The organism is Labrenzia sp. R5_0, from assembly GCF_017743835.1.
GTDB lineage: Bacteria > Pseudomonadota > Alphaproteobacteria > Rhizobiales > Stappiaceae > Roseibium > Roseibium algicola.
Genome location: NZ_JAGHRK010000004.1, coordinates 490,180 through 502,355, shown reverse-complemented (window position 1 = coordinate 502,355; position 12,176 = coordinate 490,180). Strand labels below are relative to the sequence as shown.

General features: G+C 61.1%; 11 protein-coding genes. 7 read left to right on the top strand and 4 right to left on the bottom strand.

All coding sequences use genetic code 11. The annotated features are described in order from the left end of the window. Positions 1-145: 145 nt before the first annotated feature. A complete protein-coding gene (locus J7447_RS22275) occupies positions 146-1,033 on the bottom strand; it encodes a hypothetical protein (protein ID WP_055659867.1) in 888 nt (295 codons plus the stop codon). Positions 1,034-1,074: 41 nt separating this feature from the next. Then, positions 1,075-1,860, bottom strand: a complete 786-nt coding sequence (locus tag J7447_RS22270; protein WP_023002764.1) for a hypothetical protein — start codon at positions 1,858-1,860, stop codon at positions 1,075-1,077. A 223-nt stretch (positions 1,861-2,083) separates the two neighbouring features. On the opposite strand from J7447_RS22270, the gene ispG reads away from it, so the two are divergent. The 7 genes from ispG to queF all read left to right on the top strand — a co-directional run bounded on the left by ispG (position 2,084) and on the right by queF (position 7,789). Continuing rightward, entirely contained in the window at positions 2,084-3,343 is a 1,260-nt protein-coding gene (ispG, locus tag J7447_RS22265; protein WP_075284112.1) for a flavodoxin-dependent (E)-4-hydroxy-3-methylbut-2-enyl-diphosphate synthase, read from the top strand. Positions 3,344-3,364: 21 nt separating this feature from the next. Beyond that, complete coding sequence (gene pdxY / locus J7447_RS22260; protein WP_286189428.1) at positions 3,365-4,261, top strand: pyridoxal kinase; 897 nt, start codon at positions 3,365-3,367, stop codon at positions 4,259-4,261. Continuing rightward, complete coding sequence (locus J7447_RS22255) at positions 4,254-4,991, top strand: DUF429 domain-containing protein (protein WP_209170997.1); 738 nt, start codon at positions 4,254-4,256, stop codon at positions 4,989-4,991. The genes pdxY and J7447_RS22255 overlap by 8 nt, the downstream gene beginning before the upstream one ends. Before the next feature lie 160 nt (positions 4,992-5,151). Next, positions 5,152-5,841: a 7-cyano-7-deazaguanine synthase QueC gene (gene queC / locus J7447_RS22250; RefSeq protein ID WP_075284109.1), complete on the top strand. Its 690-nt coding sequence runs from the start codon at positions 5,152-5,154 to the stop codon at positions 5,839-5,841. Further along, positions 5,834-6,217 (top strand): 6-carboxytetrahydropterin synthase QueD, encoded by a 384-nt coding sequence (queD, locus tag J7447_RS22245; RefSeq protein ID WP_055659875.1) that lies wholly within the window; start codon positions 5,834-5,836, stop codon positions 6,215-6,217. Before queC ends, queD begins: the two co-directional genes overlap by 8 nt. After that, positions 6,214-6,942: a 7-carboxy-7-deazaguanine synthase QueE gene (gene queE / locus J7447_RS22240; protein ID WP_152509195.1), complete on the top strand. Its 729-nt coding sequence runs from the start codon at positions 6,214-6,216 to the stop codon at positions 6,940-6,942. The genes queD and queE overlap by 4 nt, the downstream gene beginning before the upstream one ends. Positions 6,943-7,321: 379 nt before the next feature. Further along, positions 7,322-7,789 (top strand): preQ(1) synthase, encoded by a 468-nt coding sequence (queF, locus tag J7447_RS22235; RefSeq protein ID WP_006937960.1) that lies wholly within the window; start codon positions 7,322-7,324, stop codon positions 7,787-7,789. A gap of 369 nt (positions 7,790-8,158) precedes the next feature. On the opposite strand, the gene J7447_RS22230 is transcribed toward queF, so the two are convergent. Beyond that, on the bottom strand, positions 8,159-8,758 hold the full coding sequence (locus J7447_RS22230; protein ID WP_209170996.1) for a hypothetical protein: 600 nt from the start codon (positions 8,756-8,758) through the stop codon (positions 8,159-8,161). A 200-nt stretch (positions 8,759-8,958) separates the two neighbouring features. Continuing rightward, positions 8,959-11,751: a bifunctional aconitate hydratase 2/2-methylisocitrate dehydratase gene (locus tag J7447_RS22225; RefSeq protein ID WP_075282153.1), complete on the bottom strand. Its 2,793-nt coding sequence runs from the start codon at positions 11,749-11,751 to the stop codon at positions 8,959-8,961. Positions 11,752-12,176: the final 425 nt, after the last annotated feature.

Here is a 12,176-nt window from a genome sequence, read left to right as displayed (position 1 = left end):
AAACGGATCGTTGAAAGGCTTGGCCTCGTTCTGCCTTCCACGAAAGGCAACAAGGCGTCAGAACAGAAAATTTCAGGCACACATTCGACCAGTTATCGCCGCACTGCAACATCGGAATGATGAAATTTGATCCATGTTGCCTTCATCAACGCCGGTTCATGCGCTGCGCCCCTTCAAGCGCCTTGCGTGCACGGGCCCTGGCGGCATCCCGCGTTTCCTCCACTTTGGAAAGATCTTCCTGTCGAAGCCCGAGTTGCGCGGCAAAGCGTTCGCGGATCAGGCCGTAGAAGGTCGCGTGCAGGCTGGCAAACGCCCAGACCAGGATCAGCATGGTGCCCATCGGAAAGATCGCAGAGCGGATCTGCTGCCACAAGACGCTGGCAGGCATCAATCCATCGCTAACGCCAAGAACGACCGCCCAGATGCCGACCAGGAAACCTGCAAGCAGGCTCATCACCAGCGCCGCAAAGGCCATGGCCCAGCCAAGCCCGGACGTTGCCCGCCAGCTTTCCTTGAGCGTCAGCGGATCGTCCACCGCCGATGCCGGCAGCACGACGGAAAAGCGTTGCACCACCATCAGTGCAACGAACGGTGCCAGAAACAGTAGCAGCAGTCCGATGCCCGCCGTGACCGCGGCCAGCAGCAGGGAAACAATCACCAGCGGTATCAGTGACAGGGCGCCGATCAGGCTGAGGACGATCTGGTTGAGAATGACGCGTATGTTGCGCGCCCCGAAGGTGACCGGAAAATCCCGCGCGTCGATCAGGATGCGCCGCACATAGGCAATGGCGATGGAAAAGCCGACCAGCAGGTTGGCAATGGCTGCCAGCGCCCTGAGCGCGCCTTCGTCGGCAGCGGCGACCGGCTCGGTCATGTAGGAAACGGTCTTGAAGCCGCTTTCCGGCATCAGCGACCCGCCGATGGCGAAATTCAGGGCAACCAGAAGCAGGATATAGGCCCAGCCGGTTTTCAGAAGCGTCCCGAAATTGTGCTGCGCCAACGACAGCGAACGTTCCAGAACGGTGAAAAACATGGTCTGCTCCGGTTGCTTGCAACGGCCGCAGGATACGCGATTCAGGCCGGCGCACCAGCCCCCTCCGGCCGTTCCATCGCGATCCGGTACCCTGCCGTCAGGATCGAGATTCCCAGCACGGTAACGATGATCTGCACCAGCACGTTCAGCACCAGGATCTTCATCTGGATGAGGGCCGCCGGAAGGCCTCCGGACAAAAGACCAAGAAGATACTGCAGCCCCTCGCCAACGGCGACAAAAGGCAGGATCAGGATGAGCGCAGCCAGGAACATCGGCATGCCGAGGCCTTTTCCGAACTGAAGCATCTGACTGAAGCCGAGCGGTCGCTCAACGGCAACGGCCGGCAGGCTGAGGTTCAGACGGAACAGGAACGGGGCGAGAATGAATAACGCGACGATCCACAAAACCACCGTCATGGCGGTGCTGTTGAACAGGCTCGACAGCACACCAATCACCAGCCCTGCAGGCAGCACGACAACGACCGCGGCCAGCGACAACAAAAGCATTTGCCCGATGAAACGGAACTCGACAGCGCCAACGCGAAAGTGCAGAGGTCCCGGCCGCTCGTTCAGCAGACCGAACCGGTGCCAGGCGACCGAAATGGATGCGGACGACAGCAGCGCAATCACCATGGTCGTTACCAGCAGCAGGACCGTCGTTCCGGAAATATCTTCAGGCGCGGTCGCCTCATCGATCTGCGCGCCATTCGCCAGAATGAAGAGAGACAGCACGAACTGCAGGAGAAACCAGCCACCACAAACCTTGAACACGGTTTCCAGATTGCCAAAGACAATGGAAACAGAGTCCGACAGCAACCGTTTCAACATGCAGCACCCTCCATAACAAGACGGCCGACGGTTTGGGCCGGCCCATGCAAGCTCATAGCGGGCTGAAAACCATGTGGCAACGTCCGCGAGCCCCAAGATCGACCTGCCTTTGCGGCGGCTCTGCCATTGCCCTTTTTTGCCGCACGCCCTAATCATGCGCTGGAAAGTCGGCCCCAGTTCCCTCATATGAGGGGCAAACGCTCAAAACCCGTTGGTTCCTGTGATGATCGATGATTTCGCGAAAGCCCTGCCCCGCCGCTCCTCCGTCGGTGTGAAGGTCGGCAATGTGATGGTTGGCGGCGATGCACCCATCGTGGTGCAATCCATGACCAATACAGACACGGCGGATGCCGATGCAACCGTCGCGCAGGTGGCCGCGCTCGCCCGCGCCGGCTCTGAAATCGTCCGCATCACCGTGGACCGTGCGGAAGCGGCCGCCCAGGTGCCGCGGATCAAGGAACGGCTGGAGCGGATCGGCATCACGGTGCCGCTGGTCGGCGACTTCCACTACATCGGCCACAAGCTGCTGACCGACTATCCCGACTGCGCCGCAGCACTCGACAAGTACCGCATTAACCCGGGCAACGTCGGCTTCAAGGCCAAGCGCGACACACAGTTCTCGCAGATCATCGATATTGCGCAGAAGCACGACAAGGCCGTCCGGATCGGCGTCAACTGGGGCTCACTCGATCAGGAGCTTCTGACGAAGCTGATGGACGAGAATGCCGAAAGTGCAAATCCGGTGTCGGCAGCGGCTGTCATGCGCGAAGCGATCATCCAGTCTGGACTTCTGTCCGCCGAGCGCGCCGAAGGCCTCGGCATGGGCCGTGACAAGATCATTCTCTCGGCCAAGGTCAGCCAGGTGCAGGACCTGATCGCCGTTTATGCCGATCTCGCCCGTCGCTGCGACTATGCCCTGCATCTCGGCCTCACCGAAGCCGGCATGGGCACCAAGGGCATCGTTTCCTCCGCAGCTTCCATGGGCATTCTCCTGCAGCAGGGCATTGGCGACACCATCCGCGTGTCGCTGACGCCGGAACCGGGCGGCGACCGCACACGCGAGGTGCAGGTGGCTCAGGAGCTTTTGCAGGTGATGGGCTTCCGCGCCTTTGTGCCGGTGGTGGCCGCCTGCCCGGGCTGTGGCCGCACAACGTCCACCGTTTTCCAGGAACTGGCCCAGGACATTCAGGACCACATCCGTGTTTCCATGCCCAAGTGGCGTGAACAATATCCGGGTGTCGAAAGCCTCAACGTGGCCGTGATGGGCTGCATCGTAAACGGTCCGGGCGAATCCAAGCATGCCGACATCGGCATTTCCCTGCCCGGCACCGGCGAAACCCCCTCGGCGCCTGTCTTCATCGACGGCGAGAAGGTCATGACCCTGCGCGGGCCCGGCATCGCCGACGAGTTCAAGCAGATGGTTCTGGACTATATCGAAAAGCGCTACGGCACCGGCAGCAAGTCGTCCTCCGACGCTGCCTGACCCCGGAAGGAACACGACCCCATGATGCAGCCGGGCGCTCCCGAGCCACAGAGAAAGCCGGTTCTGGTGATCACGTCACAGGTGGTGCGCGGCGGTATCAGCGGCCGCGGACTGACCTTCGCGCTGGAGCGGATCGGCCATGATGTCTGGTTCCTGCCGACCATCCTGCTGCCCTGGCATCCGGGACAGGGCAAGGGCACCCGCATCGTTGCCCCTGCAGCAGACTTCATCGCCATTGTTGAGGATCTTGCCGCGTCCCCGAAACTGGCCGAAGTCGGCGCGGTGATTTCCGGCTATCTCGGCAATCCGGAACAGGCGACTGCCATCGCGTCACTTGTGAAGGCGGTCAAGACCCACACTCCGGATGCGCCATACCTGTGCGATCCGGTCATGGGCGACCAGCACGACGGCAGCGGCAACCTTTATGTGCCCACGGCAACGGCCGAGGCAATCCGAGACCAGCTCGTGCCCCTGGCCGATGTCGTCACGCCCAACGCCTTTGAACTCGGCTGGCTGACGGGCCGTGAGATCGACAGCGAAATGCAGGCTCTCGCCGCCGCCCGGGTTCTCGGCAACGAGCGCGTGATGGTGACCTCCTCGCCAGCCCTGCGCCGCAATGCCATTGCCAACCTTCTGGCAGGCCCGCGTGGCGCCGTTGCCGCCGAGCATGCTTCCATCGCCAATCCACCGCACGGCACCGGAGACCTGATCGCAGGCCTGTTCCTGTCCAACCTTCTGGCCGGACAAAACGACGAGGAAGCGCTGAAACGTGCGTCGGCCTCCGTTTTTGAACTGGTTGCCCGCAGCGTGCGCAAGGGCGCGGACGAATTGCTGTTCGCCGAGGAGCAGAACTCCGTGGTGAAGGCAATGGCCCTCGTCACCTCGCGCCGGGTTCTGGAAGCAAAGGCCCGTGCCTGACGAGGCAGGCACAAGGGTTGCCGGTATCGACGGCTGCAAGGCCGGCTGGGTTGCGGTCATCCGCAGTCTGGAAGACCCCGCCGATCTGGATCTGATCGTCTTTCCGACCTTCGCGGATATTGTCGGACACACCCCGCATCTTGCCATCGTCGCCGTCGACATGCCCATCGGCTTGCCGGACCGCATCGGCCCTGGCGGTCGCGGCCCGGAAAAGGCTGCTCGCAAGCACCTTGGCATGCGCCAATCCTCGGTGTTTTCTGTGCCCGCTCGCCCCGCCGTTTATGAAGACGATTACCTGAAGGCCTGCAACACGGCGCTCGCCACGTCCGACCCGCCGAAAAAAGTCTCCAAGCAGTGTTTCTTCCTTTTCCCGAAAATGCGGGAAATCGACGCCCTGATGACACCGGAGCTGGAGACATGCGTCCACGAGGTGCACCCGGAACTTGCCTTCTGGCGCCTCAACGGCGGAGCGGAAATGAGCCTGCCCAAGAAGGTCAAGAGCCGCGCCAACCCGGCAGGCCTCGACCAGCGGCGGGACCTTCTCGTCTCCAAGGGGTTGCCCGGAGAGTTTCTCGACCAGAAGCCCCCGCGCGGCTGCGGCCGCGACGACCTTCTGGATGCCGCCGCCAACAGCCTGATTGCCGAGCGGATTTTTCGGGGAGACGCGGAACCGTTTCCGAAGGACTTCCGCCGCGATGAGCGCGGCCTGAGGATGGCGATCTGGGCGTAATGCGCTCGCGTTGTCCATTTTCCTGCTTTTCCTGAAAATCCTTCAAGGCATGCCCCACCCTTCCCTTTTCGCCAAAACCTGCTAAAACGCGCGCCGTTCCCCAAAAGGGAACCACCGGTCGCAGCCTACCCGGTGCCAGCGAAAACAAGGGACCACATCGTTGAAAACACTTGTCATCTGTTCCGGCGGAATGGATTCCGTCACCCTTGCGCACAAGGTTGCGCGGGAACACGAGCTGATCGGCCTCGTTTCTTTCGACTATGGCCAGCGCCACAAGAAGGAGCTGGACTACGCGAAGGCCTGTGCCGATGAGCTGAACACCGAGCATATCCTGATCGACATTTCCAATATCGGCCGCCAGCTGACCGGCTCGGCGCTGACCGACAACGTGGACGTGCCGGATGGGCATTATGCCGAGGAAACCATGAAGATCACCGTTGTACCGAACCGCAACGCGATCATGCTTTCCATTGCCTTCGGCATTGCCAGCGCGCGCGGTGCCGAAGCGGTCGCGACCGCCGTCCACGGCGGCGACCACTTCATCTATCCGGACTGCCGTCCGGCCTTCACCGAAAGCTTCGAGACCATGCAGCGCCACGCACTGGAAGGCATGGGCGAGATCAGCCTCTTCACGCCTTACGTCCACACCTCCAAGGCGGACATCGCCGCCGAGGGACTGAGGCTTGGCGTCGACTATCGCAAGACATGGTCCTGCTACAAGGGCGGCGAGGTTCACTGCGGGCGCTGCGGCACCTGCGTGGAACGGCGCGAAGCCTTTCACCTGGCCGGTGGCATCGACCCGACGGTCTACGCAGACGAAGCGTTCTGGAAGGAGGCGTGCAATGTTTAGGATCACCAAGGAATTCCACTTCTCCGCCAGCCACCAGATCCTTGGCCTGGGAGAAGACCACCCCTGCGCCCGCCTGCATGGCCACAACTATGTGGTCGAGGTGGAGCTGATGTCGGAAGAGCTGAACGGCATCGGCTTCGTGCGCGATTACCGCGAACTGTCCGAATTCAAGCGCTTCATCGACGACACGCTCGACCACCGGCACCTGAATGACGTGCTGGGCAATGATTGCGTGACCGCCGAAACCATGGCGCGCTATTTCTACAACTGGTGTCGCCAGCGCTGGCCGGAAACCTCGGCCGTTCGCGTGAAGGAAACGCCGAAGACCTGCGCCGAATTCCGTCCCCTCGTCTATCCGGGGGCGCGTGCGGCATGAGTATCGAACAGATCCGGGTCAGCGAAATATTTGGCCCCACCATTCAGGGCGAAGGCGCCCTGATTGGCCAACCCACCGTGTTCGTGCGCACCGGCGGCTGCGATTACCGCTGCTCCTGGTGCGACACGCTGCATGCGGTCGACAGCGCCCATCGGGACGAATGGTGTCCGATGACGCCGGAAGCCATCCTGATGCAGGTGGAGATCCTGTCCGGCGGCAATCCGCTGACAGTGTCGCTTTCCGGCGGCAATCCGGCGATCCAGCCGCTTGGAGGCCTGATCGAGCTCGGCCGGAAAGAGGGCTACCGTTTCGCGCTGGAAACGCAGGGCAGCCTCGCCAAGGACTGGTTTGCCGATCTCGACGTCCTGACGCTGAGCCCGAAACCGCCGTCCTCGGGCATGGTCACCGACTGGCAGCGCCTGGCGGAATGCGTCGAGGCCGCAGGGCCGGAGACGCAGACAGTGCTGAAGGTCGTCGTCTTCGACGAGGCGGACTATGCCTTCGCGCGAGACGTCTCAGACCGCTACCCGCACCTCAGCTGCTTCCTGCAGCCGGGCAACCACACCCCGCCGGCGGCAGCCGACACCGATGCCACCATCGACATGGCCGGCATCATGGAGCGCATGCGCTGGCTTGTGGACCGGGTTACCTCCGACAGATGGTACGCAGCCACCGTCCTGCCGCAGCTTCACACGATGATCTGGGGCAATTTGCGCGGGGTTTAGGAACCGGCCTTTCCGGCGTCATCCCGGCCGAGCGTAGCGTGAGCCGGGACCGGGAAGCCAATGGTGTCGCGAGCAGAATCGACAGGCCTTCGCCTCTCCGATCCCGGATCTTCGTCCGGGATGACAACGGAGAGGAAGCTTTTCAAAACCACTCCCTCATCCTGAGGAGCCGCTCCAGCGGCGGCTCGAAGGATGGGCGGCACGCACAGAACAAGCGGCCCATCCTTCGAGACGGACCTGACGGTCCTCCTCAGGATCAGAGCACAGGGAAGCGAAAGCCCAAATTTTGGGTCTTTGCGAGTTCATTCAAGAACACGGAGCCCACCCACCGACAGCGCAAAGCGTGTCCCCGGAACGGGCACAAAATCAGGAGACAGTCATGTCCGACAAGAGCATCTACGAGAACCTGACCCAGCTCGGGTCTTCCACCGAACTTCCCGACGATCCCGACAAGGCGGTTCTGGAAAAAGTGCCGAACCCGCAGGCTGGCACGGGCTATATGGTCCGCTTCGTTGCCCCGGAATTCACCTCGCTGTGCCCGATCACCGGTGCGCCGGACTTCGCTCATCTGGTGATCGATTACGTGCCACGCGATTTCCTGGTCGAGAGCAAGTCGCTGAAACTATTCCTCGGCTCCTTCCGCAATCACGGCGCCTTCCACGAGGACTGCACGGTTTCCATCGGCAAGCGCCTGGTCGACCTGCTCGATCCGGAGTGGCTTCGCATCGGCGGCTACTGGTATCCGCGCGGCGGCATCCCGATCGACGTCTTCTACCAGACCGGCCCAGCTCCGGACGGCGTCTGGATCCCCGACCAGGGTGTTGCCCCCTATCGCGGGCGCGGCTAAGGCAAACGGGCAGCCTGCGCGGATATGACGACCCCAAGGTTCGGGCAGGAATTCGGCACTATCGATCAACACCAGGCCGCACCCCACCCGGAAGTGTCACCCCGGGCGAGCATCGCGAGACCCGGGGCCCACTCGTTTCCAGAGCCTCAAGACTTGCCCGCTTGTAAGCTGGCTCCCTGAACGCAATAGAGATTTCCGAACGCGCCGCGATGGGCATTGGATCCCGGGTCATGCCCGGGATGACATCTGCGGATGGGGCAAGCCTCGCTTGCCATCCGCTTACCAGAAACACCTGTTGTTCCACGCAAGAGATCGCGCAACCGGTACACCCGCCGTCCGCCCCGCGATCCTTCCGCCTGGCTGGCTGCCTTACTCCGGTACCGGCAGGTTCAGGCCAGGGGCTTTTTCGATCACCTGGGTGGTCACCATCTCGAAAGACGGGGCCTTGCTGTCGTAGATCGCCTTGACGATGAAATCGTCACTGCGGCGGACATAGTAGGTGTAGCGGTTTTCTGTGACCATGCCCTGGCTGACGGTAATATCCGCTGCCACCACCTCCACGGCCTCACCCTCCAGCTCTTCCTCGCTGCAGGCCGCGTTGCGGATGCTGGCTGCGTTCGTTTCCTTGTCGGCACGTGCCTGATCCGCGTTCTGGCCGGTGTCCATCTCGCGGATCTTTTCCCAGGTCGACCCCTGGTCTGCGGATTGGTAGAGCACGTTGCCGTAGCCAAGCACCCACGGGCCTTCCGGTGAGGTCGGCACGGTCAGATAGTGATCCTGCGACAGGTAGAAAAAGTCATTGGTGGTCGGCGGCGCGCCCTTGAAGGCGGTGGTCACCTGGGTCTTGGTCGGCGTCGTCTGATCGAGTTGCAGATAGAGTTCCGTGAAACGATCCTGACACGGGTCAGCCAGTGCGCTCTGCATAGAGCCGGCAAGAAGAAAAAGAACTGCGGGCACGCGGTATTTCATGAAAGCCCCCATGGAAATGAATTTAAGAAATCGGCCGAAATCACCGGCCATTCCCATGGAACACTTTTTCCTGCCGCCAAACAATCACCTCGTTGGCTTCAACGTCCCGTCCCGACCCGCAAATGCAGCAGGGCCGCCCGATCGGCATCGATCGGGCGGCCCCAGATTGCGTCTGTGTTCTGAATGAACGAAGCTTGCTCTTAGAAATGAACCGACCGTGCGTCGAGCGGCTTCTGGTTCGGCGGAGCGAACTTGGTCAGATCGATCCCTTCGACAGCTGCCTTGTATTCGTCGAGGCTCGGCGTCCGGCCAAGGATGGCCGACAGAACCACGACCGGCGTCGAGGCCAGCAGGGATTCGCCCTTTTTCTCGGAGGAATCTTCCACGACACGGCCCTTGAAGAGGCGCGTGGAGGTTGCCAGAACCGTGTCGCCCTTGGCGGCCTTTTCCTGGTTGCCCATGCAAAGGTTACAGCCCGGACGCTCAAGGTAGAGAATGTTCTCGTATTCGGTGCGGGCGGTGTTCTTCGGCGAGTTGTCGTCGAATTCGAAACCGGAGTATTTCTGCAGAATGCTCCAGTCGCCTTCTTCCTTCAGCTCGTCGATGATGTTGTAGGTCGGCGCAGCCACCACGAGCGGTGCCTTGAACTCGACTTTCTCGTTGGTCTTTTCGAGGTTCTTGAGCATCTGGGCGACGATCTTCATGTCGCCCTTGTGCACCATGCACGAACCGACGAAACCCAGATCGACCTTCTTCTCGCCGCGATAATAGGAAACCGGGCGGATCGTGTCGTGGGTGTAACGCTTGGAGACATCCTCGTTGTTCACGTCCGGGTCGGCGATCATCGGCTCGTCGATCAGGTCCAGATCCACCACGACTTCCGCGAAATACTTCGCGCTGTCGTCCGGCGTCAGGGCCGGCTTCTCGCCGGAGCGGATTTCGGCAATGCGCTTGTCTGCCTTGTCGATCAGGCCCTGCAGAACCTTGTTGGCGTTGTCCATACCCTTGTCGATCATGATCTGGATACGGCTCTTGGCGATTTCCAGGGATTCGATCAGGGTGTCGTCGTTGGAGATGCAGATGGAGGCCTTGGCCTTCATTTCCGCGGTCCAGTCGGTGAAGGTGAACGCCTGGTCGGCGAGCAGCGTACCGATGTGCACTTCGATGATGCGGCCCTGGAAGACGTTGTCGCCGAACTGCTTCAGCATCTGTGCCTGGGTGGCATGAACGACGTCACGGAAGTCCATGTGATCCTTCATGGTGCCCTTGAAGGTCACTTTCACCGATTCCGGGATCGGCATGGTTGCTTCGCCCGTGGCCAGTGCCAGCGCAACCGTGCCCGAATCCGCACCGAAGGCAACGCCCTTGGACATGCGGGTGTGGCTGTCGCCGCCGATGATGATTGCCCAGTCGTCGACGGTAATGTCGTTCAGCACCTTGTGGATCACGTCCGTCAGCGGGTGATAGACGTCCTTGGGATCGCGTGCGGTGATGAGGCCGAACTTGTTCATGAAGCTCATCAGCTTCGGAATGTTGGCCTGTGCCTTCAGATCCCAGACCGAAGCCGTGTGACAGCCGGACTGGTAGGCGCCGTCGACGGTCGGTGCGATCACCGTTGCCGCCATGGCTTCCAGTTCCTGGGAAGTCATCAGGCCGGTCGTGTCCTGCGAGCCGACGATGTTGACCTTCACACGAACGTCGGAACCGGCATGCAGCACCTTGCCTTCCGCAACGCCGACAGCGTTCCGGTTGAAGATCTTCTCGACCGCCGTCAGGCCCTGGCCTTCGTGCGACACTTCCTTGTTGGGTGCGAACACCGGCGGCGTCTCGATGCCGAGGGTTTCCGCGGCAAAGCTCTGCAGCTTCTTGCCGAAGACGATGGCGTAGGAACCACCAGCCTTCATGAACTCGACCTTCTGCGGGGTCAGCGCGGAAGCGACATCGGCCAGTTCTTCGTCACCGGCGTCGTTGTAGAGCTTCTTGGTCTTGGTGTTGATGGTCAGCACCGTGCCGGTCTCGACGGAATACTTCTGTTCCAGAACCGGGCTGTCGTCATTGTTCAGGATCGGCTTGCCGTTTTCGTCCAGCTTCTTGACCCAGTTCTTCAGGTCAATGCCGATGCCGCCGGTCACGCCGACGGTGGTCAGGAAGATCGGTGAAATGCCGTTGGTGCCGGCAACGACCGGGGCAATGTTCACGAACGGAACATAGGGGCTGGCTTGTTTGCCGGTCCACAGGGCGACGTTGTTGACGCCGGACATGCGGGACGACCCCACACCCATGGTGCCCTTTTCGGCAATCAGCATGACGCGCTTGCCCGGATGCTGCAGCTTGAGCGCCTCGATTTCCTTCTGGGCCGCTTCGGAGATCATGCACTTGCCGTGCAGCTCGCGGTCGGAACGCGAATGCGCCTGGTTGCCGGGGGACAGAAGGTCGGTGGAAATGTCACCTTCGGCGGCGACATAGGTGACGACCTTTATTTCCTCGTCGATGTCCGGAAGCTTGGTGAAGAACTCGGCCTGAGCGTAGCTTTCCAGAACGTCCTTGGCGATTTCGTTGCCGGCCTCATAGGCGGCCTTCAACCGGTCCGTATCGGCATCGTAGAGGAAAACCTGCGTCTTCAGGACTTCAGCCGCATCCCTGGCGATCTGGGCATCGTCGCCAAGAGCCAGGTCCAGCAGAACCTCGACGGAAGGGCCGCCCTTCATGTGGGACAGGAGTTCGAAGGCAAACGCCGGGGTGATCTCATCAACAACAGACGTGCCGAGGATGATTTCCTTCAGGAACTTCGCCTTCGCGCCGGCAGCGCTCGTGGTGCCCGGCAGCGTGTTGTAGATGAAGAACTTGAGCGACTCTTGCCGGTGCTGGTTACCGGTATCCTTGATCTGCGCGACGATCTCTTCAACGAGAGCAGCGTCTTCGATGGGCTTGGGATGCAGACCCTGGCCTTTGCGCGTTTCGATCTCTTTCAGGTAGTCTTCATACAAGCTCATGATGATCCCGGCGTCCTGGTGTTGTTTGAAGCCTGGCTTCCGGATCGCCGTGAGGTCTGGCGGGCCGGGACAGGCTAGCTGAGCGGCGTTTTAATTCAGTATACAATGGTATGCAATATCTTCCCATCCAATAAATGATGTCTATATACCGGTTGGCGCATCTGCATGCACCCAAGATCGCATTTTCGAATTTCCGAAGGTGTTTTCTGGCTTCGATTTCCGGACGATGCCGTTTCAAGAGGCTGAAACTTCAACCGAAGTCTCGACAACGGCGACGGCGTCGTGTCTGGTGGTCGTAGCCAAAGATTGCTATAGGTGCGGCGCATCAATTTGCGGCGGCGACTGAGGGAGAGGCTCTCATCGTATCCGCGCGGAAGGATGCCGGATGACAGAGCGCTGCAGCTCCGTTTCCGGAGCCTTGAGAG

What these genes read in the sequence shown, in the direction of transcription:
- J7447_RS22275 (WP_055659867.1), bottom strand. Translation starts at nt 1,033, where the DNA reads ATGTTTTTCACCGTTCTGGAACGTTCGCTGTCGTTGGCGCAGCACAAT.
- J7447_RS22270 (WP_023002764.1), bottom strand. Translation starts at nt 1,860, where the DNA reads ATGTTGAAACGGTTGCTGTCGGACTCTGTTTCCATTGTCTTTGGCAAT.
- ispG (WP_075284112.1), top strand. Translation starts at nt 2,084, where the DNA reads ATGATCGATGATTTCGCGAAAGCCCTGCCCCGCCGCTCCTCCGTCGGT.
- pdxY (WP_286189428.1), top strand. Translation starts at nt 3,365, where the DNA reads ATGATGCAGCCGGGCGCTCCCGAGCCACAGAGAAAGCCGGTTCTGGTG.
- queD (WP_055659875.1), top strand. Translation starts at nt 5,834, where the DNA reads ATGTTTAGGATCACCAAGGAATTCCACTTCTCCGCCAGCCACCAGATC.
- queE (WP_152509195.1), top strand. Translation starts at nt 6,214, where the DNA reads ATGAGTATCGAACAGATCCGGGTCAGCGAAATATTTGGCCCCACCATT.
- queF (WP_006937960.1), top strand. Translation starts at nt 7,322, where the DNA reads ATGTCCGACAAGAGCATCTACGAGAACCTGACCCAGCTCGGGTCTTCC.
- J7447_RS22230 (WP_209170996.1), bottom strand. Translation starts at nt 8,758, where the DNA reads ATGAAATACCGCGTGCCCGCAGTTCTTTTTCTTCTTGCCGGCTCTATG.
- J7447_RS22225 (WP_075282153.1), bottom strand. Translation starts at nt 11,751, where the DNA reads ATGAGCTTGTATGAAGACTACCTGAAAGAGATCGAAACGCGCAAAGGC.